Below are 25,082 nucleotides of genomic sequence, written 5' to 3'. Positions count from 1 at the left end.
TTATGTTTGCTTATTGTTTGCTTGTTTTCTCGTTCTTGTTGATGATTTCCTTTGCCAGCGCCAGGTGGTTCTTGCTTCCTGTGGAGTCGGCATCATACAGGATGACGGGCAGTCCGTGGCTTGGCGACTCGCTGAGCTTCACGTTTCTCTGGATTACGGTCTTGAACACCAGTTCCTGGAAATGGCGCTTCACCTCGTAGTATATCTGGTTGGCGAGGCGCAGTCTGCCGTCATACATCGTGAGCAGGAATCCTTCTATCTCAAGACGTGTGTTGAGTTTGCTCTTGATAATCTTGATGGTATTGAGCAGTTTGCTGATTCCCTCAAGGGCGAAATACTCACACTGCACGGGGATTATGACGGAGTCGGCTGCCGTGAGGGCATTGACGGTAATCAGTCCGAGCGAAGGTGAGCAGTCGATAAGGATATAGTCGTAATCATCACGTATAGGCTGCAGCATTCTCTTGATCACCTGTTCGCGGTGTTCGAGATTCAGCATCTCTATCTCTGCTCCCACAAGGTCGATATGGCTCGGAATGATGTCAAGTCCGTCGATGTCAGTGGTATAGACAGCTTCCTTCACGTCGGCATGGTCGATGATGCACTCATAGAGTGTGCAGTCCACGTCCTTGGAGTTGACCCCGAGTCCGCTGGAGGCATTAGCCTGCGGGTCGGCGTCGATGACGAGCACTTTCTTTTCAAGCGTGGCGAGCGAGGCGGCGAGGTTGATGGTAGTTGTAGTCTTTCCCACACCGCCTTTCTGGTTAGCCAAAGCAATAATCTTTCCCATTTTATCCTTTTCTAATTTGTTCGGGGCCATAGCAATTCAGCCAAACCTACTGATTTGGTATAGCCCAATTATTTTGCAAAGATACATAATTTGCGCCACAATCAGAGGTTTTAAACCTTTTTTCGTACTTTTTAATATGGGAAAGTGGTATTGCCGATATGGGAAAGTGGCCTTGGATGTAGTTTCCTGATTTTGGTTGAGTCTGCATTTGCACAGCATGCCTATATTATTTCATGCAAACAGAGTTTTCCCGACAAAAAATATCATAGTATCATTCTGAGGATACCCAAAAGATCTTTAGCATTGTTCTCTTGCATTTTTAGTCTAATAGCCACTTTTCGCTATCAATGCCCTCGGTCTCTGCCGAAGGGATAAGGCCTATACTTCCAAGTACTAAAACCTATGAACAGAGCCGCGGTGTGGAACATTCCCCGATTCATTGGTGAGTTTTTCAGATAATTGCTTGCATATCTCAAGTATTTTGACGAATTTTGTATAAAGGTTGTACATACGATGATTTGAACTTAATGTTTTGATCGCCACTAAGTTACTAAAAATCAGCGACATATACAGCCTTTTACTCATATTTATCAATTTAAATTAATTCCGCCAACGGGTAATAAACAGAAAATAATAACCGGATGTTGCACTTTTGATATTATAAATCACAAATAAGCGGCTCTTTTTACCACCTAAATTGACGAAGAACCTTTATGTGAACATGTTTAATTCAAAATCATACAGGATAAAATGAGATATTTAATAACATTGTGTTTTTTGCTGTTTTTTACGTTTTCACATAGTCAGGAATATACGAAGTCTTTTTCTGTTGAATTAGATTCCATTGATAATATTTTGGCAAGTTTACCGCCTTGTAAAGACACAACTATAATAGAATCGGCAATTCATCGATGTGACGAGTTGGACAGTCTGAATTTATCTCCAGACGATGAGTATACTGTGTTGCAAAAGAAAAGCCAATTGCTGGCAATGTTGGGTAAATATGTGGAAGGCTTTCTTACTCAAGAAAAAGGCATTCTTAGATTAGACACAACTGATATCAGATATCTGGAGTATTTTGCCGTAAAAAACAAATATTTAGGAAATAAGAAATTGTCAGATTCATATTATGATAAAGCCATTGATATGTGTGGCAAAATGACTGGAAAAAAATACAAGCTAAAAAAAGTTGAATGTTTAGTTGGTAAAAGAGACTTGACAGAAGCAAAAAACACGTTAAGGCGTTTAATAAAGATATATAATGACAGTGATTACAAAATGCTTTTAAAAGAGTTTGACAGTATATTGGAACAGGCTATTCCCATTGATTCATTTATGGAAAATGAATTTAAGAAATATTTTCACTTGGAACTTGGAGAGTAACTACTCATGCCCATAGGGGATGCTGAGTAGTTACTTCAATAGGGGTGCTGAGTATTATTTTCAAACTTGAGGCACAATGGCTTTATGTCCTTAAATGGGCACGCTGCTTGCCCAACTGGGGAACGCTGCTTTCTCATCATGGGCAAGCTGCTTGCCCCGGATGGGCAGAATTGGTTTCTGATACCTGCCCGATACATTCATATTTTCAGAGTTCAGCCAACGCATGCAATTCCTGCCATCTGACAATTCCTCTCATCTGCAAACCATCCAGACAATTGGCTGACAATCGCGAGATAGCCAACTGTCTGTTTGTCAGAATATTACGACAAAAAACCAGATGGTCTGACAGTTTTTTTGCAATTCTTGGTTTTACTGAGAATCAAGCGACATTTACAACTTTTACTCATATCTATCAACATAGATCAATTCCGCCAACGGGTATCCTGAAGATTTCATTATCAACGAAATCGTATTCTCCACTCGGTTTTGATAAAATCCTCACGCTCGGAAATGTGAATAAATTATCATTTCTCTCGCTTAATCGGATTTTTGGATAAAATCCTCACGCTCGGAAATGTGAATAAATTCCCATTTCTCTCGCTCAATCGGATTTTTGCATTATCTGTGAATAAGATAAGCGGCACCTCAGGATAAAAAATAAATGGATTCTGAAGATTTCATTATCAATGAAATCGTATTCTCCACTCGGTTTTGATAAAATCCTCACGCTCGGAAATGTGAATATATTCCCATTTCTCTCGCTCAATCGGATTTTTGCATTATCTTTGGATAAGATAAGCGGCATCTCGACAATAAAAATGAAAGTCTTTAGCCTTTCATTTTGTATTGCGCTCGGTTTGCATTATCTTTGCAGCAAATAAGTTGCAACTTAGTGTTTTTATGAAGAAAAAAAGACCATTAATCCTAATCTCCAACGACGACGGATTTGCCGCCAAAGGCATAAACAGCCTGCTGGAATACGTCAGGGGATTCGGCGACATCATAGCGTGCGCTCCGGAATCGGCACGATCGGGATTCTCATGCGCCTTCTCATCCGAAAAACCTCTCCGACTCAGACTCGTAAGGGAAGAACCGGGACTGCAGGTGTGGGCATGCAACGGAACACCGGTGGACTGCCTGAAAATCGCCATCGACCAGATATGCGACCGCATGCCGGACATCGTGATAAGCGGCATAAACCACGGCGACAACGCCTCGGTGAACAGCCATTACAGCGGTACGATGGGTGTGGCAAGGGAAGGATGCATGAAGGGAATACCATCCGTGGCATTCTCTCTGTGCAACTATTCACCCGACGCTGACTTCAGCAATACCGCACGACTGATAAAGATCATCACAGGACGAGTGCTGGAGGACGGGCTGCCAAAGAACGTGTGTCTGAACGTGAACTTCCCCGACACCCCCGAGATAAAGGGAACGAAGGTGTGCCGCATGTGCAACGGCATCTGGGAGAAGGAACTGGTGAAGGAAAGACATCCCAGAGGATACGACTACTACTGGATGGTGGGACAGTTCCGCGACACGGAACCGGAAGCGACAGACACCGACGAATGGGCTCTCGCCCACGGATACGCTGCCATAACGCCAACAACGATAGACACTACGGCTTATTCTGCGATGCAGAAAATCAGCGATTGGGACCTGTAACGACAAGGAGAAACGAATGAAATACTATCTTATAGCTGGAGAGGCGAGCGGCGACCTGCATGCCTCAAGACTGATGAGGGCGATAAAGGAGAAAGACCCGCTGGCGGTGTTCAGATTCTTCGGAGGCGACCTCATGGCGGATGTAGGCGGAGCAAGGGTGAAACACTACAAGGAACTGGCATACATGGGATTCATACCCGTATTGCTACACCTGAAGACGATATTCAGGAACATGGCGCTCTGCAAGAGAGACATCGTGGAGTTCGACCCCGACGTGCTTATCCTCATCGACTATCCCGGCTTCAACCTGAGCATCGCCAAATATATTCATGCCAAGACGAGCATACCGGTATACTACTATATCTCACCCAAGATATGGGCATGGAAAGAATACAGAATAAAGAACATACGGCGCGATGTGGACGAGATGTTCTCTATCCTGCCATTCGAAGTGGATTTCTATGAAAGGAAACACAACTACCCTATCCACTACGTGGGCAACCCTACTGCCGACGAGGTGGCGGAATTCAAGGAGGAATACAAGGAGCCGTTTGCTGATTTCGCTATCAGAAACGAGCTGGACGGCAACAAACCGGTGATAGCCCTGCTCGCCGGAAGCAGAAAACAGGAAATCAAAGACAATCTGCCATACATGATAAGGGCGGCGAAGAGGGTGGCTGGAGACATATACCAGATAGTGATAGCCGGAGCACCAAGCATCTCGCCGGAATACTACGACACCTTCACGAAAGGCGACGACAGCGTGAAAATAGTGTTCGGACAGACTTACCAACTGCTGTCACACTCCCGTGTGGCAGCGGTGACAAGCGGTACGGCAACTCTCGAAACGGCACTTTTCGACGTGCCGCAGGTGGTATGCTACAAGACTCCCATCCCGAAAGTCATCGCCTTCCTCAAGAAGCATCTGCTCAAAGTGAAATATATTTCACTGGTAAACCTCATCGCCAACAAACCGGTGGTGAAAGAACTCGTGGCAGACTCCTTCAGCGAAGAAAACATCGCCAGCGAACTGCAGCAGCTCATCGCCGACGGCGAGCCAAGACAGGCAATGCTCAAGGGATATGCCGGCATCAGAGAATCGCTCGGAGAGAAAAAGGCGGCCGAGAACGCAGCAAACATAATATGGGACCTCGGCATGAGGGACTAGGCAATCAAAAGAAACATAAAGCATATATAATGGCTGACATTAAAATTTCAACAACTTTAGGCGACATCTTCGTGCGCCTCTACGACGAGACCCCAAAACATCGCGACAACTTCATAAAGCTCGCCAAGGAAGGATATTTCGACGGAACTCTGTTTCATCGAGTGATAAAGGATTTCATGATCCAAGGCGGCGACCCCGACAGCAAAGGTGCACCGGCAGGAAAGAATCTGGGAACCGGCGGACCGGACTATACCATACCGGCAGAGTTCGTGTATCCGCAGCTCTTCCATAAGCGTGGTGCGCTGAGCGCCGCCCGTCTCGGCGACGAGGTGAACCCGGAGCGCGAGAGCAGCGGAAGCCAGTTTTATATCGTCTGGGGAAAGACCTACAAGAAATCGGAACTGCAGCAGATGGAAAGACAGATGGAGATGCAGCAGGAACAGACGATATTCAACCAGCTCGCACGCGAGAACCGCGACAAGATAATGGAACTGCGACGCAACCGCGACCGCGCCGGACTGCAGGAACTGCAAGACGAGCTCGTGGCAGAGACCAAGGCCATAAGCATGGAGAAGGGAAAGCCCACATTCACCGACGAGCAGCGTGAGGCATACACCACCATCGGCGGCACACCGTTCCTCGACAACCAATACACCGTTTTCGGCGAAGTGACCGAGGGACTCGACGTAGTGGAGAAGATACAGGCTTGTGAGACATCGCGTGCCGACCGCCCCGTGGAGGACATCAGCATGACGGTGGAAATCGTGGAGGAATAAAAGGAGATATCGTGAGATGACGGCAGAAGAGATAATAACGAAACTTGGACATAAGGGCGTAAAGGCTACTGCAAACAGAATACTGGTATATCGCATGCTGGAAGAGTCTGACCACCCCGTCAGCCTTGCCGACATGGAGCGGCTCAACCTGTCGATGGACAAGTCGAGCATCTTCCGTGTGCTCACACTGTTTCTGGAGCACGACGTCGTACACTCGTTCGAAGACGGACGCGGCATCCTCAACTACGAGTTATGCAGAAGTGACGGCAAATGCAGCCAAAGCGACAACCACGTGCATTTCTACTGCGAATCGTGCCAGCGCTCGTTCTGTCTCGACGACATACACATCCACGACATCCCGCTGCCCGACGGATTCTACGCCCACTCCCTGTCATTCGTGGTCAAGGGAGAATGTGCCGAATGCAGACGCAAGAATCATAACCAATAGCCTACTGCCACACACTGACAGCAGAAGGGCATGAAGAATTGCCCACAGACTGCAGGAATATCATAAAGGAATATCATACAGCATTTTCAGCATGCGCCGGGATTCACAAAGTCTCGGCGCATGTCTTTTTTATACTCCATGTCGTCTTTGCAACCCGATTGCAACACAATTGCCATACCTTTGCAAACGAACAAAAGCGATACGGCTATCAGTCAAATACATTCTTTATCCGCATTGCTTACCTTTGATTCCAAACGACGATTCTCGCTTAATGGAAAGCTACAGACTAAGAAAATATTAAAACATATAGATATGGACAAGAAAAAACTCACAAGAATCATACTTACCGCGGTGTTGCTCGTCATTGCCGTGGCAATAGAAAAGACAATGGGGCTCGAGGTGTGGCAACTGCTGCTGGTTTATCTCGTGCCATTCCTTCTCATCGGCTACGACGTAATCGGTGAGGCTATAGAGGGAATCAGAGAGGGCGAGGTGTTCGACGAGGATTTTCTGATGTGTATAGCCACCATCGGAGCTATGCTCATAGGCTTTCTGCCGGGAGCAGAGACTGAATTCCCCGAAGCGGTGTTTGTGATGCTCTTCTTCCAGTTGGGCGAACTATTCGAGCACTACGCCGAGGACAACAGCCGCAAGTCCATCTCACACCTTATGGAGATACGCCCCGACACGGCAAACGTAGTGAGAAACGGCAAAACGCAGGTTGTAGATCCCGGAAAAGTGGCAGTGGGCGAGACAATCATAGTGCGCCCTGGCGAGAAGATCCCTCTCGACGGCAAGATAACCGAGGGCGAGACAAGCCTCAACACCATGGCTCTCACCGGCGAGAGCATGCCGAGGAGCGCTGGAGTGGGCGAAAGGATATGCTCAGGCTGCGTCAACCTGTCGGGCGTGATAAAGATGATAGTTGAGAAATCTTTCGGTGAATCCACGGTGAGCAAGATTCTCGATCTCGTGGAGAATGCCGGAGAGAACAAGTCGAAGAGCGAGACCTTCATCACCAAATTCGCCCACATATACACTCCGATAGTGGTATACGTGGCATTGGCACTGGCTTTCCTGCCACCGTTCTTATCCGACGACTATCTCTGCGCCCTGCCCGTATGGGTAAACCGTGCGCTGACTTTCCTCGTGGTTTCGTGTCCTTGTGCATTGGTAATCAGCGTTCCGCTCACGTTCTTCGCCGGCATCGGCGGAGCATCCCGACGGGGTATTCTCATCAAGGGCTCCAACTATATGGACACGCTGGCAAAGACCGGTGTGGTGGTGTTCGACAAGACCGGCACGCTGACGAAAGGCAAGTTCGAGGTGGAGGCCATACATCCAAGTGATTTCGACGAACGGGAGCTACTGCATCTCGCTGCCCATGTGGAACGCTATTCCACACATCCGATAGCCGTTTCTCTGAAGACAGCGTTCGGCAATGAGGATGACGGTTGCCGCGTGGAGAATGTGGAGGAGATTGCCGGCAAGGGAGTGAAGGCCACAGTGAACGGCAGGACCGTGTATGTGGGCAACTCCAAGCTGATGGAAAGCATCGGTGCCAGGTGGCACCAGTGTCATAAGGTGGGCACCATCGTCCATGTTGCCGTAGACGGCACGTATGCCGGACATATCGTGGTGACCGACGTGATAAAGGATGATGCCAAGGAGGCGATAAGCCGCTTGAAGGAAACTGGTGTGGAAAAGACCGTGATGCTCACCGGCGACAGGCACGAGGTGGGCGAATATGTTGGCAAGGAACTTGGCATCGACGAATGCCACACCGAACTGATGCCTGCCGACAAGGTGGAGATGATGGAGAGCGTGATGAAAGGTAAGTCGGCTGACAAGAAGATAGTCTTCGTTGGCGACGGTATCAACGATGCTCCCGTATTGGCACGCGCCGATGTGGGTGTGGCGATGGGAGCCCTCGGCAGCGATGCGGCGATAGAGGCTGCCGACATAGTGATTATGGACGACAAGCCGTCGAAGATAGCTACGGCGATAAGAATAGCACGCCGTACGATAGCCATCGCCATGCAGAACGTGGTGTTTGCGATATTCATCAAACTGCTCGTACTCGTGCTTGCCGCTTTCGGACTGGCTACTATGTGGATGGCGGTGTTTGCTGATGTCGGCGTGACGGTAATTGCCGTGATAAATGCCATGAGGGCATTGAAGGTGAAGCAGATGTAAGATACAACTCCCCCAAACGTTCTAATGACAGTTGGGGGAGTTTTTGTTGTATGCCGATTCTTATTTCTTCACCGCCTTGGCATCCAAAGGATTGTCGGGCCAACAGTGTTTGGGATAGCGGCGCTTCAGTTCTTTTCTCACGTCAAAGTATGTCTCACGCCAGAAGTTGGCAATGTCTTGAGTGAGCTGCACCGGTTTGAATCCCGGCGAAAGCAGTTCCATGAGCAGCGGTTGTCTGCCGTCGTCCACTGTTGGTGTCTCCGTCATACCGAAACATTCCTGCAGTCTTACGCTCACCACCGGTGCTGCCGATCCCTGACGATAGTCGATGCGTATCCTGCTGCCCGTAGGCACGACGACGTATTCTGGAGCGAGCCGGTCTATCTCCTGCTGCTTGTCGTATGGTATCGTTGCCCAGATGATGTCTCTCAAGTCCAGCTTTTTCATCTCTGTCACAGATGTCATGACTCTGCTGCCTTCAACGAGATACATAGGCAGCCAACTGCCCGCCGTCTGCATCAGGTGTGGAGTTGAGATATCAGGCAGTTCCATGTCTGGATGCCAGGCGGCAACGGCAGCCACACGGTTCTGGAGTCTCGCCACATCATCGCTCCAGTCCAGCATGCTCAGTCCGTCTTTCCTCACGGCATCACACACAATCTCCACCACCCTGTCCTTGTCGGCATCGTGTATCGGTTTGCTGCCGACGATGAGTTTACCGATTCTCTGCTCCCTTCGCATCACCACCATGCCCTCTTTTGAGTTCCATGAAACATTGTCCAATGAAGTTGTCTCCATCTGTTCCACATCAACCGGTGCGGCAAGATATATACGTCCGCCGTTGCTCTGTGAATAGAGAGACACCACGGCAATCCATTTGCTTGCCGAGAGGGCATCGGTGACAGACAGCGAAGCATTGTCGCCACTGGCAAGCTTGTAGCCTCCCACATCGTCGGTTGCCATCGCCACACGTTCCGGATAGGCATAGGCAATCAGCAGCCCGGCATCGTCGGCATCGATGGCTGCATTGTCTTCGGTAGCTCCTGTCATGCGCTGGTATTCCCGTGATATCATCGCTATGCGCTGCCAGCGGCCTACGTTCCTCTTGCTTCTGCACGAGCGCAGCACTCCTATACGTATCGTAATGTCGGCAGACTCTTCGGCAGTCAGCGGGTCTTTCTCTTCGAGGATAGCGGCGATGTCGCATGCCAGACTTCTCATCTCCTTTGTGCGGCATCCCAATATCATCCTTGCCACACGTGGATGACAGGGCATTGCAGCCATCTGTTTTCCAATGGCGGTTAACTTTCCGTCGGCATCCACGGCTCCGAGGAGTTTCAGAAGATGCTGCGCCTTGCCTACGCTGCCTGCTGACGGTGGAGTGATCCATGGCAGCGAAAGGATGTCTCTCTCGCCGAATGCCGCCACCTGCAGCAGCATCGGGGCGAGGTCGGCTTCTTCTATCTCCGGCCGGCGCTGGTCGGCAAGCTGGTTCTCCGTGGCTACGGTCCAGAGACGGTAGCAGGTTCCCGCCGCCACTCGTCCGGCACGTCCCGTTCGCTGCGTCATCATATCCTTGCTTATTGCAACGGTATCAAGATGACTGAGTCCGCTGCGGGCATTGAACACCGGACGGCGACACAGTCCGGCATCCACCACCACTCTCACTCCTTCTATAGTGATTGAGGTCTCTGCCACCGGCGTGGCAAGGACCACCTTTCGCTTTCCCCCGACAGAGGGGGCTATCGCCCTGTGTTGCGCCTCTGGCGAGAGGTTGCCGTAGAGGGGCATCACGACAGTGGGCAGCAAAGAGTCGCCCAACAGGTCTGTCACTTTCTGTATCTCTGCCTGTCCTGGCAGAAACACCAGTATGTCGCCATCGCTCTCCCTATGCGCCCTGCTCACCATGCGTGCCACGGCAAGCGGAATGTCGGCGTTGCGACGGGAGGATGCCATAGCGATGGTGTCGTCGTCAGCATGGACCACCTCAACCGGGAACATCCTTCCCTGGCTCTCCACCAACGGGGCATGCAATGTATTGCAGAGCGACGTGGCATCAATCGTTGCCGACATCAAGACGAGGCGCAGGTCATCACGAAGGAGAGTCTGCGACTGTCTGACGAGGGCAAGTGCGAGGTCGGAATTGATGCTACGCTCATGAAACTCGTCGAAGATTACTACAGACACCCCGTCGAGCGTAGGGTCATCCACGAGCATACGGAGGAACACCCCCTCAGTTACCACTTCTATGCGCGTTGCCTCAGAGACGCGGCTCTCGAAACGCACTCTATAGCCTACGGTCTTCCCCACGGGTTCTCCCAATATCTCCGCCATGCGTTCGGCAATCTGTCGCGCTGCCAGGCGTCTTGGCTCAAGCATCATTATCTTTCCGGCGGCAGTCCCATCCATGATGGTAAGTGGCAGGAGTGTGGACTTTCCTGCTCCCGGCGGTGCCGTGACGACGAGAGAATTGTTCTCGTCGAGCGTTCTGTTCACTCCTTTGGCAATGTCGGCAGCCGGCAACGTGGCACACCTGGATATTATGTCGTCTATAGTCATCAAGATCATCTTTTATTTTCTTCTGCATGCAAAAGTAATAGTAATGATTATTGTTTTCAAACTTTTATTGATAATTTTGCAACCTGATATTTATAATCTTTCATCCCCAAAAGACAATAGTCAATTCATGCTAAATAAACAAGAATCAAGAACAACGACAATGTTAGAAAAACTCTTCGGCTTCGATCCAGCGAAGCACAACATCAAGACGGAAGTAATGGCTGGTATCACCACCTTCCTCACGATGGCATACATCCTTGCCGTTAATCCAAGCATTTTTTCGGTCCTCGCCTCCAAGGGCATGGTCACCAATGCCGTGTTCACCTCAACGGCTCTTGCTGCCATAATCGGAACACTGATGATGGCGATATACGCCAAGAAGCCGTTCGGACTCGCTCCCGGCATGGGGCTCAACGCTTTCTTCGTGTTCACCGTGTGTCTCACCATGGGATACTCATGGCAGTTTGCGCTCACGGCGATACTCATCGAGGGACTGATATTCGTGATTCTCACAATGACACGCATACGAACCCTTATCGTTGACTCCATACCGGCTTCCATAAAGCGGGCGATAGGAGCCGGAATCGGCATCTATATAGCATTTATCGGACTGAAGAATGCGGGCATCATAGTGGAGAGCTCCGCCACTTTCGTCACCATCGGCGACCTGCCTCACGGTTCGGCATTGCTCGGGTCGATAGGCATAGTGCTCACGTCGGTGCTCATTGCCAGACGCGTGCCGGGAGCATTGCTCATCGGAATACTCGCCACATCGCTGATAGGAATCCCGATGGGAATAACGAAATTCCAGGGAATAATGGACACTCCGCCGTCTATAGCACCTATTTTCTGCCAGTTTGATTTCCACAACATTTTCACCATCGACATGGCCATCGTGGTGTTCACGTTCCTGTTCATCGACATGTTCGACACCATGGGCACGCTTGTCGGCGTATGCACCAAGGCAGGCATGATGAGAAAAGACGGTCGCATTCCTGGTCTGAACAAAGCGTTCATGGCTGATGCCGTGGCGACGATGGCTGGAGCGTGTCTGGGAGCAAGCACCACAACGACTTATGTTGAGAGTGCCGCTGGTGTGGCACAGGGCGGAAGGACCGGACTAACGGCTTTTGCCACGGCTCTCTGCTTCGTCGTGGCTCTCTTCTTCGCTCCCATCTTCCTCGCCATTCCTGCTGCCGCCACCACTCCGGTTCTCGTCATCGTGGGACTCTTCATGCTGTCGCCGATAAAAGACATCGACCTGAACAACTACACCGAAGCCATCCCCGCATTCATCACCATCGTGATGATGCCGCTGTCATACAGCATCTCCGACGGCATTCTCTGCGGCATCATAGCATACGTTGCCATAAACATCCTGTGCTGCAACTGGAAGAAGCTCAACCCTACGCTCTATATCCTCGCTGCCTTGTTCGTGATGAAATACATTTTCATTTAACCCCAAACGGGTCAGACGGGCAATTAGGCTTTATATTATAAAGAATTGTGATTGTCTCTATAAATAAAGAACCAAGGAATGACAAAAGTAATTTGCACATTCGGAGTATTTTGCTTAACTTTGTATTGTCACTGATAAAATAATCCGCATTATGGTAGAAAGATACATCAATCCACATACAGACTTTGGATTCAAGAGATTGTTTGGATCAGAATTCAACAAAGAGTTGCTGATAAGTTTTCTCAACGCTTTGTTCCGTGGAGAACAGAACGTGAAGGATGTTACCTACTTGAACTCAGAACAGCTCGGCGACCGCATAGACGCCAGGCGTGCAGTATTCGATGTGTTTTGTGAGAATGACAAAGGCGAAAAATTCATCGTAGAGATGCAAAATGTATATCAGGAGTTCTTCAAAGACCGAACAATATATTATTCAACATTTCCAATACGAGAGCAAGCGCAACGTGGCGGAGATTGGGACTTTCATCTCAATTCCGTATATACGATAGGATTGCTGAACTTCAACTTTGCAGAGGGTTTGCAGAACGCAAAGAGGTGGCATCATGAAGTGAAATTAATGGAAACAGACACCAAAGAGGTCTTCTATGACAAACTAACGTATGTATATGTAGAGATTCCCAAATTCGACAAAACAGAAAATGAACTTGAAACGATGTATGACAAATGGATGTTTGTACTGAAAAACCTCTCATCTCTAATGAAACGTCCCGCCTCGTTACAAGAGCGTGTGTTCACACGTCTGTTTGAACAAGCTGAAATTTCCAAGTTCAACCCACAGGAACTGAAATCATACGAAGATAGTGTAAATGCTTATCGCGACATCGTAAACGCAATCAAAACTGCAGAAAAGAAAAAGTTTGCAGAAGGAAAAGCAGAAGGAAAAGCAGAAATTGCCCGTGCCATGCTTGCAAAAGGAATGGATATGGAAGTGATTTCTGAATTGACAGGAATTTCAATTGGCGAACTTAAGGACTTATAAATCCTCCTTCAAACAACCACAACCGCATGACACCAACCATTCCATTCATCAAGGAGAAATTCGACGAATACAACAGGATGATGTTCGACGGCAAACTGCCCGACATACCCATAAGGCTTAGCAACGCCAAAGGGTTTCTCGGCATGTGCTGCTTCAAGAAGAAACGCAACGGATTGATGGGCAAGGTGGTGAACTACGATTTCGTGCTGCGCATCAACACACGGTTTGACCTGCCGCAGGAAATAGTGGAGGATACTATCATACACGAGATGATACACTACTACATCGCCAGCAACCAACTGAAGGACACGAGTGCCCACGGACGACTGTTCCGCACGATGATGAACGGCATAAACGCCAGATTCGGCAGACATATAGCCATATCACACAAACCAACGGAAACGCAGAAACAGCAGGCAAGGGAAGGCAGACGGTCATGGCATGTGGTGGCTGTGGTGACCTTCACCGACGGACGCACAGGAGTGAAGGTGTTGCCAAGAATCGTGGAACGGATAACCTACTACTACAACAATGTGCTCTCGGCAAAGGATGTATCAGCAATACAGCTCTATATGAGCAATGACACATTCTTCAACCAGTTTCCCAACTCCTCTGCACTTAAGGTCTCGATATGCGAAGAAGAAACTCTTAAGAGTCATCTCGCCGATGCGGAACGCATGGAATGCGACGGCAAAAGAATAATCCGCAACAGATAAGAGCCTCAACGAAACGGCAATAATGACAACTTAGACAACGATAATGACTTGACAAGGCGGCAATGACGACATGACAAGGCAACAACCACAAAAAACTTCCATCATAATCAGGGCTGAACTCCATACCAGTGAAGTTCAGCCCTAATTATTCATACTAGAAGTTCAGCCCTGATTATTATCGATAAACCTTTGGATTATCTTTGTTTTGCAGATAATAAAATTCTACCATAGCATTCATGGAATGAAAATCTCGCATAGGAGATGCCAGGCCTGCATCATCTCACGACCTTCCTCATGGTCTTGCCGTCTCTCACAATATATATACCCTTCGGCAGGACGGAAGAGTCTATGCGCATGCCATTGAGGTCGTAAACCTCCTTGCCCTGTAGAGCAGCGCCGGCAGAGACGTCGTTGATGGCAGACACCACCTTGTTCTCCTGAACCAAGACAATCTTCATCTCTCCCACTCCATCGGTGATGGTGATGGTGGCATCCCGTTTGTCAATGCCTACAGGCAATGCGGAATACTCTATCTGCAGGTCGTCGGCGGTATATTCTCCTGGCTCGCTGACCACCTTACACCACTGTTCGTCCGACGTTGCCGTCTTCCATCCGAGCTTCGAGAAGATGGTCTTTGTGGCTACTCCGGCTTCTTTGTCCACAAACACTGTGTCGTTGTCTACCGTCACTTCTCCCTTGTCGCTGACTTTCGCCGACACCATCACGGAGTGTTTCACCACCGGGAATACGGCGAGTGATGTCTGTCCGCCAGGGGCAGCCTGGAAATAGCCCGTCAGCGGGCGCCACTCTCCATTCTTCAGCATATAGGCGGTGTTGCCGTGGTCGCGCATCGGAGCCATTGCGAAGGCGCATTCCATAGCGTCGTTTTTCTCCGGAATGCCGTCGATGACAACGAAGAACTCATCGTTGATGACATAATCCTTGCTGAGCTGCACTTCCACCACTCCGTCTTTGGTAGTCAGCGCATAGTTCAGTTCTGTCATCGTCCACGTGTCGAGCAGGTCTATCTTCTGGTCGGGGAGTCCGTCTTTTGATGTATAGAGCGAGAACGACACATTTGCAATCTGGTCTGTCAGTTCCTCTGCCGAGGCTTTGGTGAAGTTGACATACATACCGGTGAGGAGCATCGGCGTGGACGGCTTCGAGAATTTCTCTGCCCATGCCGTGATGCCGAGTTTGTTGGCTCCCGGCAGGGTAAGGTTGCCATCGGTGAAATTGGTCTGATATCCGTCCTTGGGTTCGAAATTCGTGATGTAGCCGTCGAACTGCACCTGTACGCTGTCGTCCTGGAACGTGTAGCCGGTCTCGTTCTGGGCGATGTGTGTTACATACCATTTGTTCATCTTCTCATGACTGAAATCCACGTCCTTTGTAGTGAATATACCCTTTGGCGTAAATATAGGGTCGGTGTTGTTTTTCAGTTCATACTCTGAATATATCGCCCATGAATACTGGTCGGGAAATCCTGTAGAGCGGTCGGTGTAATGCACGGTGGCGAGCGGTGCCATCATACGCATCCTCGTGGTGAGATCGCGGAATTCTGCCGGCCATCCCACCTGTGCCGTCGGCTCCTGTCCTTCAACGCTTACGAAGGCTGTCTTGGTCACCTCGTCTTCTTCATCGCCGGCTTTCACTTTCAGCGTTACGTCGTAGTTGCCGGGCTTGGTGTAATATACGGTAGGGTTCTGGTCGGTCGAGGTCTCCGGCGTACCGCCGGGGAATGTCCATTCCCACGACTCCGGGGTGCCGGCGGTGAGGTCGGCAAACTGTATCTCCTCGCCTGTCTTCACGGCAATCTGGTCGATGGTGGTCATACTGCTCACCGTGAGTCCGTCCACATAGAAGTCGCCGAGGTATCCGCCAACGTTGAAGCCATCGTCGGTTCCCGGACCGTAGGTGAGGCGCAGCTTCACCGTCTTGCCGGCAAATTCGGTGAGGTCGGCATCCACCTTTCGCCATGCGCTTCCCTTGTCGGCAACGCTCGTGCTCTTCCAGAGGTCTGTCTGAGTGGCGAAGCCGTCGGCTGAAGCACTGATTGTCAGAGTGGCGTATTCGTTCCACATAGTGTCGAAGTATACGTATCCATGAAATTGTGCATTGGCGGGCACGTCGATGTCTTTGCTCGTTATCGTGCCGATGGTGCGGCGCACGATATTATATGGTCCGTCGATATGCAGCGATGCTTTATCGTCGGGGTCGATGCCCGTGAATGCCTTGTCGCCGGAGGGCTGCTTCAGGGTAAAGGTCACGTTGTTGCCTTCGCCATTGTCCTGGGTCCAGTCGGCAAGCGTACCGTTGTCGAAGTTCTCTGCCCATACCGTTTCCTGCCCTGTCGCGGCGTTCTTCACACTGAAGTCTGCCTTCACTCCCTTGGCATCGGCACGACGGATGGTGCGGGGCATGCTCGACGGAAATGGCGCAGGACGGTATTCCAGGCGTAATGCCTTACTGTCTTTGGCCGGATTGGCGGTTTGTATTTTGCCTACTAAGACCTTGTTGTCATCGGTGGCAAATGCTGTATATGCCATGCCTGCCGCGACGGCTAAAACGAACGATGTGGTAAGTAATCTGTTCATAACGTTTTCCCTTTTGTTTATACTTTTGTTTCGCATGTATCCCACATGCTGCCATATTGACGAATTGTCTGCAAATTTATGTATTTTAATTAAGAAGCGCAAGGATATAACGTATAAACAGCCATTTTTGACTATAAATAAGACAATCGAACCCCAATCGGTCATTAGACCGTTTTAATGCTGTGTTTTATAACTGCTTGCAGTCTTTTGTTTTTTATAAGGCGTCTTTTGCCTGTTTTAAATTCGCAATAGCCCACTATTACTCATTAAAATCCAAACGAAATCCACCCTTCTAAAAAAACAAAATCCAAGCAAGCCCTAATGCCCGATTTGGGTTAACAGAGTTAACAGTTAACAGGTGTTTTTTCGCTCTTTCTTCTCTAAACTTTTCATTTTTTCGCTCCTTCCTTGTGTGCCTTCACATTTATCTTTTTGTCTTTGTATCAAAAAGGATTCTGAAAAAGGTGTTACATTTATAATATTTTAAATAGCAGACTATGTCTGTACACATGTTTAAACCCAAATCGCTTTCTATGTTAATATCCAAATGTTTTGACCATTATTTTCAATTTATGCTGAGATTTTATATTCAGGGGTGAATGTTTGGCGATTTCTGACCATGGCTGTGACCAAATGTACAAGTTTGTTCTTGACATTGTTCAGTGCAACCTGCTTCTTCTTTCCTCGTTCTACGAGGCGCATGTAGTACCTCGCCATAATGGGATTGAAGTTGACGGCAGCTAGTGCCGCTTGCGTCAGCATGGCCTTTATCTGGCGGTTAGCCATATAATGTACATGCGGATCGGAATGCACACTGGTTCCCGAATCTTTGCCAAATGGAGCTAGGCCGTAATAGCAGGCAATCTTGCGTGAGTCGTAGTTGAAACGCCGGAAGTTGTCGGTGTACACCATCAGGCACACAGCGTTCTGCGTTCCTATGCCAGGCACCGAGGTCACGATGGTGAACACCTCGGTGAGTTCCTCGTCCGACTTGATGAGATCGGCAATGCGCTTATCTATCTTCTCTATCTCCTTATTGAGTTCAGAGACGATGTGCCGTCCGCTCTGCGAAATCATTGTCTTGACTGGCGACTTCTCCATAGTGAGTCGCTTTTCGCCTCTACGCACCTGGAAACTGCATCTGTGTCTTACGATCATCTGACGGTATAGGAACAGCTCACGCAGTTGTGTAAGCGACTCGCTAAGAGGCTCGTACATAACGGCTTTATCGTAATTCCTCATGGCGTATTCTGCAATCATCGAGGCGTCAGCACGGTCAGACTTCAATCGTCTAAGACCAGATGCGTCTTTGATGCTCTTTGCGTTCTCAAGCCACATGTCGTAGCCTTTACCGTAGAGGAAGTTGCACAGTCCCTTGCTGTAGTCGCCCGTGTTCTCGCCACAGAAGAGCCACAAGGACGAGTCGATACCGCAGGAATTCTGCTCAACCCACTTGACCAACTGCCTATAGCCAGACACGGTTGTCTTGAACTCGTTGAACACTCTAGCAGCGGTTTCTGCCAGTCCGTCTGCAAAAAGGATAGCCACATCAACTTTTTCTTTCGAAAAATCAACTCCGATAAATAAATTCTTCATAACTTTGTACGAGTTATATTGTGTAGAATTGGTCAATAGTTGTATGGACTAACACTCTAACAAGGCTCAGAGCCGATAACTTTCTATCTGGTCTTTGCAACTATGTCGATGAGGACCTAAACGATTTATAGCTTTACGGCTGGGTCATTAGCTGGTTTACCTCTTCGACAGACCGATTCTACCTTTTTACAACAAAGGTACGAAACTGTCTTTAGCAATCATAGTTTTACCTTGATTATTTTGGAGTTTATGCGACTTCGTCGCAATCTTCTGCAAACTTAGAGGTCATTAGGCCGTTTAATGTCATATTTTACAACTGCTTGCAGTCTTTTGCTTTTTATAAGGTGTCTTTTGCCTGTTTTTAATTCGCAATAGCTCGCTATTACTCATTAAAAGCCAAACAAAATCCACTCTTCTAAAAAGCAAAATACAAGCAAGCCCTAATGACCGCTTTGGGTTAAAAAGAATATAAACTAAAATAATAGAACTATGAGAAAAAGAAAACCGTGTCAGAAACTAATCCGACACGGTTCCTTTTTGCAAACTGCATTTTCATACATTGCGGCATTACAGGAATGCCTTTCCTACAGATCTCATTTTCACTTTCTGGTCACTCTGAACCAGTCTGCATCAATCCAGCCGCGGTTGGTCTTCTGTCCTGGCTCGTATGCCACGAAGCCTATCTTGGCTCCTATCCACTTGCCTTCGCGCATGGTGAACTCGGTGCCACACTTGGTGTACTTCTTGCCGTCGAGACTGTAAGAGAAATGCATCTTGCCATCGTTCACGCTCATACGCATATATATGTCGATGTGAGTGCCTGGCTGATAGTCTATCTGGTCTACTGCCGTTGGCTTGAGTGTGGCGATAAGCTGCTCCGTCTGCGGTTTGCCCTTGTCGGCGCTCTTGCATGAAATCTGAAGGAGCTGGAAATCATTGCCCACTCGCTTCACCACAAGGCCAGAATAGTCAAGACCCATCATCAGCAGTCCGCCGGTCTGGTTCTGGTCTTTTGATGTGAAACGGATTTTGGTGGTGGCTGTGAACTTGTCGGCTGGTGTCTTCTGCAGCAGCAGGTTAGGCACTTCCCAGAGGTTCTGGAATTTCTCCGACACCTTGTGGGTGTATACTCTATACGAACCGAAGGCTGTCGGCATACCGAAGGTCTCATTGTAGTTGGCATGCCATTGCCATTGCAGTCCGAGTCTGGTGTCGCTGAACTCATCGCTCTCTGCCGGATTCACCACCTGCACCTTGCCTGAGGTCTTCGGCTTGCGGTATGTCGTGACGGGTTCGCCACAGTAGTCGCCGTCTTTATCGATGCCCATCACAGGCCAGTTGTCCTTCCATGTCACAGGCTGCAGATGCACCACGCGGCCATAGGCTTCCTTGTCCTGGAAATGCAGGAACCAGTCTTCGCCGAATTTGGTGTGTACCCATGCGCCCTGATGAGGACCGTTTATCTTTGTCTTGCCCTGGGCGAGAACCACCTTGCTCTCGTATGGACCGAACGGATTCTTGGAGCGCATCGCCACCTGGAAACCGGTCGGCACACCGCCGGCAGGGAACATCACCCAATACCATCCGTCGCGCTTGTATATCTTCGGTCCTTCGCAGGTGCGGCTCTCGGTGCCGTTGCCGTCGTAGATAATCACGGGGTTGCCGATGGGTTTAGTACCGTCGGCAGACAACTCACGGATAGCGATTACGGAGGCGAAACGCGAACGGCTGTTGGCGTATGCGTTGACGAGATAGCAGCGGCCGTCGTCGTCCCAGAGTGGTGTGGTGTCTATCAGTCCCTTGCCCGGAATCACACACAGCGGCTTCGACCATTCGCCGGCGGGGTCTTTTGCCTTCACCATAAACACGCCATAGTCGGGATCGCCCCAATAGATATAGAACTCGCCGTTGTGATAGCGTATTGACGGTGCCCAGATGCCGTTGCCATGGGATGGCCGGTCGAATTCCTGCTTCGGCTCCAGTTCCTTAACGGCATGGCCTACTATCTCCCAGTTTACCAGATCCTTGGAATGGAGGATGGGCAGACCGGGGATGCAGTTGAACGAACTTGCCGTGAGGTAATAGTCTTCGCCGGCGACACACACGTCGGGGTCGCTATAGTCGGCATTGATAACGGGGTTGGTGTAGGTGCCGTTGCCATTGTCTGGGCTCCACACCTGCGACTTGTACTGTGCCAGCGCTGCCATAGGCAATGCGAGCATCATCAGCAGAAGGTGCTTTCTTTTCATAATCGGTTATGCTATTTTGATTTGTTAGTGATTGTCTGTTTCGCCTTACAACACGTTGACGTATTCGCCTTCGATGCGTTGCAGCTTCAGCTGGTAGTTCACGTCGTGTACGATGCTCATCAACCGTGCGTGCTCGTCATCACCGCCATAGAGCGAGAGGGCGAGATGGCCCATCGTGCGGCGCAGGTTTATCTCCACACACGGATGGAGCAGGAACCTGTCGCCTTCGGCTCCAGCCACAACCATCATGTCGACGCCGAGTTCTCCCGCATAGCGTCCGGAGAGCATGGCGGTGAGATTCTGCTCCAGACGACTGGCTATGTCGTCGAGAAGCGTCTCGCTGACATAGCGGCTGAGAAGGTCGCGCTTGAACCGCTCGCTGCCCACCACATTGCCCGTATACTGGGCGTTGAGGGTCTTGAACACCGACAGTCCGCAATATCTCACGCCTCCATCGGGAGTGGAGACGAACTCCATGGCGAAGTCGCACATCTTGTTATAGCGTGGTTCTATCATCACCTTGCCCTGGTGTTGCAGCGTGTGTCTTATCCATGACAGTTTGGGTTGGTCGGCAGCGTCGCTGACATAGCGCACTCCCCTGCCCGACGAGCTCCACGGGGCTTTCACCACGGCATTGCCCAGCTGGCGGATGATGCTGCAGGCCTCATCCATGGCAGTAGCCACGAAGCTCTCGCCACAGGTGTCGCCTTCAATTCCTTTTCTCACCGCGTGCAGCATTTCCTTCGTCTGCTCGCGGTCTGAGAAGCGGCGCACGTCGGCAAGCTGTCCCTCGGTGGGCAGGATGTCGGCGGCGACTCCGTTTTCGGCGAGTTCCGCACATACCCTGCAGTCCCATCCCCAGGGCTTCACGCCATCAAGGGGCAGCGAGGCGAGGTCGGTCTTCTCCACGAACAGCACGTCGGCAATCATCCCCTTATACTGTTTGGATGCTTTCAGGGCATATTTGATGTCGTCAACGAGGACGGCATCTCCATCTTTCGCCCAGAAAGCGGGCAGAAAACCAAGATTCATACGCATCTCCTGAGCCACATGGGGTATCGTGAGGTGTGGCACGTCATAAGCGAGTGCTATATCGTGTTCGGGGTTGAATATATGTAAATCCACGTGCTGTATCGTTACCGTTGTTTGTTTTCTTTATCCTATTGAAATGACCATCCCAAAAAACATTTCTTCTCTTATTATGGAAGTCATATTCTTTATCGAGTGCAAAATTAAATAAAAAAGCGTACATTTGCACTTATTAAAAGACAAAAAATGAATAACGACCCAACGATATGCGCAATAGCCACCGCACAGGGCGGTGCGATAGGAATAATAAGAGTCTCTGGCAATGAGGCGATTGAGATAACAGAAAAGATTTTCTCGCCGGCGGGAAAAGCCGACAGGCAGCTGCACGACAGAGCGCCATACTCCATCGCCTTCGGCAGGATAACCGACGGGAAGGGAGAGACCGTGGACGAAGTGCTGGTGAGCGTGTTCCGTGCTCCTCATTCTTACACGGGCGAAGACTCCACGGAGATTTCCTGTCATGGCTCGGCGTATATACTGCAGAGGGTGATGACGCTGCTGATAGAGAACGGCTGCGCGGCTGCCGGACCGGGTGAGTTCACTCAGCGTGCCTTCCTCAACGGCAAGATGGACCTCTCGCAGGCTGAAGCCGTGGCTGACCTCATCAGCTCTACCAACAAGGCCACTCACGACATGGCACTCAGCCAACTGAAGGGACACTTCAGCAACGAGCTGTCTGACCTGCGCGAGCATCTGCTGAAGCTCACTTCGCTACTGGAACTGGAACTTGACTTCTCTGACCACGAGGAACTGGAGTTTGCCGACCGCACGGAGCTATACGCCCTTGCCAACGACATCCATCAGCGACTCGTATCTCTCATCCATTCGTTTGAAATCGGAAACGCACTGAAAAACGGCATACCGGTGGCTATCGTCGGCAACACCAACGTGGGAAAGAGCACGCTGCTCAACCTCCTGCTGCATGAGGAGAAGGCTATCGTGAGCGACGTACACGGCACGACACGCGATTTCATTGAAGACTCCACCATCATCAACGGCATACAGTTCCGCTTCGTCGACACCGCCGGCATCCGTGACACCGACGACGTAGTGGAAAGCATCGGCATAGAGCGCACTTACCAGAAGTTGCAGGAGGCGAAGATAGTGCTCTGGCTTATCGACCGGCAGCCGACAACGGCTGAAATCGACGACATAAAGGAGCATGTGGACGGAAAGAGACTCATCGTGGTGAGAAACAAGATTGACAAGTCTGGCGAAACGACTTCGGCTGACGAGTCTGTCAAGACCCCTTCTGCCGCTACCGGTCTGGCATCAGACTGGTTGTCTGACTCCTTGGCCGGTACCGGCTACAAGACAGTGGACATCAGCGCAAAATACGGCACCAACATTCCACAGCTTGAGCAGCTCATCGTAGAGGCTGCCGACATACCCCAGATTTCAGAGAGCGACATCGTGATAACTTCTGCCCGCCACTACTCTGCCCTTCTCCGTGCCGACGAATGTCTGCAGCGTGTCATCGACTCCATGAACATAGGTCTCAGCGGCGACCTCCTTGCAGAAGACCTCCGCATGGTCATCGACCACCTCGCCGACATCACCGGCGAAGAGCGGATAACAACAGAAGAAACGCTCCAGAAAATATTCCGGGAGTTCTGCATCGGAAAATAGACCGTCTGACAATACTTGCAAAACGTTTTTGTAACTGCTTATAAGCCACCATTTTGGTGGCTTTTTTTTCGTTTTAACACTTTCCATTTGTAATTTGTTGATACCAGTTTTTCGAGGTAGCTTTGGCCCAAATTTCGTTCCTGCGTTTCAATCGTGCGAACAAATGGAATGGCAAAACGCTATTTTGGACACCTCGTGAGAAATACTGAGAATCCTCCATTATCCGTCACAACCGCTATGCAGGGCACTCGTGAGAAATACTGAGAATCCTCCATTATCCGTCACAACCGCTATGCAGGGCACTCGTGAGAAATACTGAAAATATGTGATAAAGACTGAGACAAAATCGGGGGTCTTTTCCATCAAAAAACATCAGAATTGCAAACGAAAAATGGAGATAATTAAAGAATGTGGAGTATGCGGAAAAGAGTTCGTTGCTTCCAAAATGTCGGTCAAGTACTGCTGTCGAGGGTGTGAACGTGTCGCATTTCGGAGACGCGAGGCAGAAAAGAAAAAAAGGGAGAAGGAAAATGCCGAATCTCTTCGAAACGCTGAGAGAAATAACTCTCTGCGGGATAAGGCATTTTTATCCCCCGAGGACATGAGCGTTCTTTTCAATGTCAAGAAGCAGCTGCCAGGAACAGCACCCACGCCGACATGTTCCGCCAACCATACACTTTTGGAGTTCCGTATTCATAACTGTAGTTTTCTATTGTTTCCTCTTTGCACTATGTTGTACCAAGGAACGGAGCTTCTCGAATACGCGGCGGACGTCTGCCGTGCCTTCGGATTCTTTTTCCTTCACCCATCGTTCCTGCACTTCGCTCTGACGGACGTTGGTGACGAAATCGGACACTTCCTCGTGCGTGAGGCGGCGTACGGTGGTGCAGCCTTCATTGCTCAGTTGCTGAAGCATCTGCTCGTAACTCTCATCCATCATCTTGCCCATCGCCTTGTAGGTCTTGCTTGCCGCATGCTCGATGGCTCGCTTGTCCTTCGGGGGCAGGGCATTCCATCGGTCGAGATTCATCGCCACTAAATAGATGTGCCCTAACCAAAGTTCCTGCGACACCAACAGGTGAGGGGCAGCACGGTGGGCACCGATGTCCCATCCGCTGTCGATGTTCACCATGATGCCGTCGATGGCTCCGGAGCGCAGCGAATCGGAAACTCGCTCTCCCAGGGGATGCGTTTGTTCGTTGCTCCTGCATTCTCCAGATAACTGATGTGCCAGAAACTGGCAGTTCGCCACGTCTGCTCTTTCAGCGCATTGAGGTCTGCCATCAGCTCTCGGCTATAGAAGCCCACGGGATAGCCCGTAGCTACCAGCACGGGGTGGATGCCTGCGTGGTGCAGCTCCTCTGTCAGTTCTGGAATCGTCTTGTAGGCTTTGCGGATAAGTGCGACCTGTGCCTCGCCCGAGGGTCCTGCCAGGAAACTCTTGAACAACTGGTAGAGTGGCATCCGCTGGTTATCGTATTCGGGTACTACCGTAGCCATGTCGGCTTTCGTGCCTTCGCGCACCGTCTCGTAGGCATCATAGCTCGATGAAAGTTCGCCGTTCCAATGGTGGTCAATGCGGATGCGCCCCTTACTTTCCTGCTCTACAAAGCGGAAGAACTGCCGAGTTACCTGCGTCCGCATGTTGCCCATCGGCTCGTGGTCTGTGAAAGTCAGCGTCTGCGCTCCCACGAACATCGGGACGCAAAGCATCATCAGAAATATAGTTTTATTCAAATCCATTTTTATAAATAGGAAT

At 49.9% G+C, this 25,082-nt stretch carries 18 protein-coding genes and 1 pseudogene; 10 read left to right on the top strand and 9 right to left on the bottom strand.

The features are described 5' to 3' along the window. Positions 1 to 10: 10 nt before the first annotated feature. Positions 11 to 790, bottom strand: coding sequence for a ParA family protein (locus tag ACDC99_RS01155; RefSeq protein ID WP_022317207.1), 780 nt, complete (start codon positions 788 to 790; stop codon positions 11 to 13). 322 nt (positions 791 to 1,112) lie between these two features. Continuing rightward, positions 1,113 to 1,375 (bottom strand): annotated as a pseudogene (locus ACDC99_RS01150) (IS982 family transposase); the annotation flags it as partial. Positions 1,376 to 1,540: 165 nt separating this feature from the next. On the opposite strand from ACDC99_RS01150, the gene ACDC99_RS01145 reads away from it, so the two are divergent. From ACDC99_RS01145 to ACDC99_RS01120, 6 genes are all read left to right on the top strand, one after another. Further along, positions 1,541 to 2,173, top strand: coding sequence for a hypothetical protein (locus tag ACDC99_RS01145; protein ID WP_370755453.1), 633 nt, complete (start codon positions 1,541 to 1,543; stop codon positions 2,171 to 2,173). A 900-nt stretch (positions 2,174 to 3,073) separates the two neighbouring features. After that, a complete protein-coding gene (gene surE, locus ACDC99_RS01140) occupies positions 3,074 to 3,841 on the top strand; it encodes a 5'/3'-nucleotidase SurE (protein ID WP_022317397.1) in 768 nt (255 codons plus the stop codon). A gap of 16 nt (positions 3,842 to 3,857) precedes the next feature. Beyond that, positions 3,858 to 5,009, top strand: a complete 1,152-nt coding sequence (gene lpxB / locus ACDC99_RS01135; RefSeq protein WP_022317398.1) for a lipid-A-disaccharide synthase — start codon at positions 3,858 to 3,860, stop codon at positions 5,007 to 5,009. Between the two features lie 29 nt (positions 5,010 to 5,038). Beyond that, positions 5,039 to 5,785 carry a peptidylprolyl isomerase gene (locus ACDC99_RS01130; RefSeq protein WP_022317399.1) on the top strand — a complete coding sequence of 249 codons (747 nt, stop codon included), beginning with the start codon at positions 5,039 to 5,041 and terminating at the stop codon, positions 5,783 to 5,785. 16 nt (positions 5,786 to 5,801) lie between these two features. Further along, on the top strand, positions 5,802 to 6,233 hold the full coding sequence (locus ACDC99_RS01125) for a Fur family transcriptional regulator (RefSeq protein WP_044065488.1): 432 nt from the start codon (positions 5,802 to 5,804) through the stop codon (positions 6,231 to 6,233). A 312-nt stretch (positions 6,234 to 6,545) separates the two neighbouring features. Next, positions 6,546 to 8,429: a heavy metal translocating P-type ATPase gene (locus ACDC99_RS01120; protein WP_044065487.1), complete on the top strand. Its 1,884-nt coding sequence runs from the start codon at positions 6,546 to 6,548 to the stop codon at positions 8,427 to 8,429. 60 nt (positions 8,430 to 8,489) lie between these two features. On the opposite strand, the gene hrpB is transcribed toward ACDC99_RS01120, so the two are convergent. Continuing rightward, a complete protein-coding gene (gene hrpB / locus ACDC99_RS01115; protein WP_370755450.1) occupies positions 8,490 to 10,988 on the bottom strand; it encodes an ATP-dependent helicase HrpB in 2,499 nt (832 codons plus the stop codon). Between the two features lie 160 nt (positions 10,989 to 11,148). On the opposite strand from hrpB, the gene ACDC99_RS01110 reads away from it, so the two are divergent. From ACDC99_RS01110 to ACDC99_RS01100, 3 genes are all read left to right on the top strand, one after another. Further along, positions 11,149 to 12,447 carry an NCS2 family permease gene (locus ACDC99_RS01110; RefSeq protein ID WP_082026260.1) on the top strand — a complete coding sequence of 433 codons (1,299 nt, stop codon included), beginning with the start codon at positions 11,149 to 11,151 and terminating at the stop codon, positions 12,445 to 12,447. Between the two features lie 151 nt (positions 12,448 to 12,598). Further along, positions 12,599 to 13,447, top strand: coding sequence for an Rpn family recombination-promoting nuclease/putative transposase (locus ACDC99_RS01105; protein ID WP_022317404.1), 849 nt, complete (start codon positions 12,599 to 12,601; stop codon positions 13,445 to 13,447). Positions 13,448 to 13,473: 26 nt separating this feature from the next. Beyond that, on the top strand, positions 13,474 to 14,163 hold the full coding sequence (locus ACDC99_RS01100; RefSeq protein ID WP_022317405.1) for a SprT-like domain-containing protein: 690 nt from the start codon (positions 13,474 to 13,476) through the stop codon (positions 14,161 to 14,163). A gap of 275 nt (positions 14,164 to 14,438) precedes the next feature. On the opposite strand, the gene ACDC99_RS01095 is transcribed toward ACDC99_RS01100, so the two are convergent. From ACDC99_RS01095 to ACDC99_RS01080, 4 genes are all read right to left on the bottom strand, one after another. After that, complete coding sequence (locus ACDC99_RS01095) at positions 14,439 to 16,760, bottom strand: PKD domain-containing protein (RefSeq protein WP_288745905.1); 2,322 nt, start codon at positions 16,758 to 16,760, stop codon at positions 14,439 to 14,441. A 570-nt stretch (positions 16,761 to 17,330) separates the two neighbouring features. After that, positions 17,331 to 18,356 carry an IS110 family RNA-guided transposase gene (locus tag ACDC99_RS01090; protein ID WP_042517114.1) on the bottom strand — a complete coding sequence of 342 codons (1,026 nt, stop codon included), beginning with the start codon at positions 18,354 to 18,356 and terminating at the stop codon, positions 17,331 to 17,333. 599 nt (positions 18,357 to 18,955) lie between these two features. Further along, the gene (locus ACDC99_RS01085) at positions 18,956 to 20,605 is read right to left on the bottom strand and encodes a glycoside hydrolase family 43 protein (protein WP_044079529.1); all 1,650 of its coding nucleotides are present in this window, start codon (positions 20,603 to 20,605) and stop codon (positions 18,956 to 18,958) included. A 45-nt stretch (positions 20,606 to 20,650) separates the two neighbouring features. After that, complete coding sequence (locus ACDC99_RS01080; RefSeq protein WP_370755446.1) at positions 20,651 to 21,730, bottom strand: ATP-grasp domain-containing protein; 1,080 nt, start codon at positions 21,728 to 21,730, stop codon at positions 20,651 to 20,653. Between the two features lie 150 nt (positions 21,731 to 21,880). Here ACDC99_RS01080 and mnmE point away from each other — a divergent pair, with 150 nt between their 5' ends. Next, a complete protein-coding gene (gene mnmE / locus ACDC99_RS01075) occupies positions 21,881 to 23,323 on the top strand; it encodes a tRNA uridine-5-carboxymethylaminomethyl(34) synthesis GTPase MnmE (RefSeq protein ID WP_287073610.1) in 1,443 nt (480 codons plus the stop codon). Between the two features lie 709 nt (positions 23,324 to 24,032). On the opposite strand, the gene ACDC99_RS01070 is transcribed toward mnmE, so the two are convergent. Then, positions 24,033 to 24,482 (bottom strand): hypothetical protein, encoded by a 450-nt coding sequence (locus ACDC99_RS01070; protein WP_370756894.1) that lies wholly within the window; start codon positions 24,480 to 24,482, stop codon positions 24,033 to 24,035. Then, on the bottom strand, positions 24,449 to 25,066 hold the full coding sequence (locus ACDC99_RS01065) for a type 2 periplasmic-binding domain-containing protein (RefSeq protein ID WP_370755444.1): 618 nt from the start codon (positions 25,064 to 25,066) through the stop codon (positions 24,449 to 24,451). The genes ACDC99_RS01070 and ACDC99_RS01065 overlap by 34 nt, the downstream gene beginning before the upstream one ends. Positions 25,067 to 25,082 lie beyond the last annotated feature (16 nt).

It is taken from the genome of Prevotella pectinovora (assembly GCF_041323955.1).
Lineage (GTDB): Bacteria > Bacteroidota > Bacteroidia > Bacteroidales > Bacteroidaceae > Prevotella > Prevotella pectinovora.
Note: the sequence above shows the minus strand (reverse complement) of the source record. Positions and strands in the feature narration are given on the sequence as shown.

What these genes read in the sequence shown, in the direction of transcription:
- ACDC99_RS01155 (WP_022317207.1), bottom strand. Translation starts at nt 790, where the DNA reads ATGGGAAAGATTATTGCTTTGGCTAACCAGAAAGGCGGTGTGGGAAAG.
- ACDC99_RS01145 (WP_370755453.1), top strand. Translation starts at nt 1,541, where the DNA reads ATGAGATATTTAATAACATTGTGTTTTTTGCTGTTTTTTACGTTTTCA.
- surE (WP_022317397.1), top strand. Translation starts at nt 3,074, where the DNA reads ATGAAGAAAAAAAGACCATTAATCCTAATCTCCAACGACGACGGATTT.
- lpxB (WP_022317398.1), top strand. Translation starts at nt 3,858, where the DNA reads ATGAAATACTATCTTATAGCTGGAGAGGCGAGCGGCGACCTGCATGCC.
- ACDC99_RS01130 (WP_022317399.1), top strand. Translation starts at nt 5,039, where the DNA reads ATGGCTGACATTAAAATTTCAACAACTTTAGGCGACATCTTCGTGCGC.
- ACDC99_RS01125 (WP_044065488.1), top strand. Translation starts at nt 5,802, where the DNA reads ATGACGGCAGAAGAGATAATAACGAAACTTGGACATAAGGGCGTAAAG.
- ACDC99_RS01120 (WP_044065487.1), top strand. Translation starts at nt 6,546, where the DNA reads ATGGACAAGAAAAAACTCACAAGAATCATACTTACCGCGGTGTTGCTC.
- hrpB (WP_370755450.1), bottom strand. Translation starts at nt 10,988, where the DNA reads ATGACTATAGACGACATAATATCCAGGTGTGCCACGTTGCCGGCTGCC.
- ACDC99_RS01110 (WP_082026260.1), top strand. Translation starts at nt 11,149, where the DNA reads ATGTTAGAAAAACTCTTCGGCTTCGATCCAGCGAAGCACAACATCAAG.
- ACDC99_RS01105 (WP_022317404.1), top strand. Translation starts at nt 12,599, where the DNA reads ATGGTAGAAAGATACATCAATCCACATACAGACTTTGGATTCAAGAGA.
- ACDC99_RS01100 (WP_022317405.1), top strand. Translation starts at nt 13,474, where the DNA reads ATGACACCAACCATTCCATTCATCAAGGAGAAATTCGACGAATACAAC.
- ACDC99_RS01095 (WP_288745905.1), bottom strand. Translation starts at nt 16,760, where the DNA reads ATGAACAGATTACTTACCACATCGTTCGTTTTAGCCGTCGCGGCAGGC.
- ACDC99_RS01090 (WP_042517114.1), bottom strand. Translation starts at nt 18,356, where the DNA reads ATGAAGAATTTATTTATCGGAGTTGATTTTTCGAAAGAAAAAGTTGAT.
- ACDC99_RS01085 (WP_044079529.1), bottom strand. Translation starts at nt 20,605, where the DNA reads ATGAAAAGAAAGCACCTTCTGCTGATGATGCTCGCATTGCCTATGGCA.
- mnmE (WP_287073610.1), top strand. Translation starts at nt 21,881, where the DNA reads ATGAATAACGACCCAACGATATGCGCAATAGCCACCGCACAGGGCGGT.
- ACDC99_RS01065 (WP_370755444.1), bottom strand. Translation starts at nt 25,066, where the DNA reads ATGGATTTGAATAAAACTATATTTCTGATGATGCTTTGCGTCCCGATG.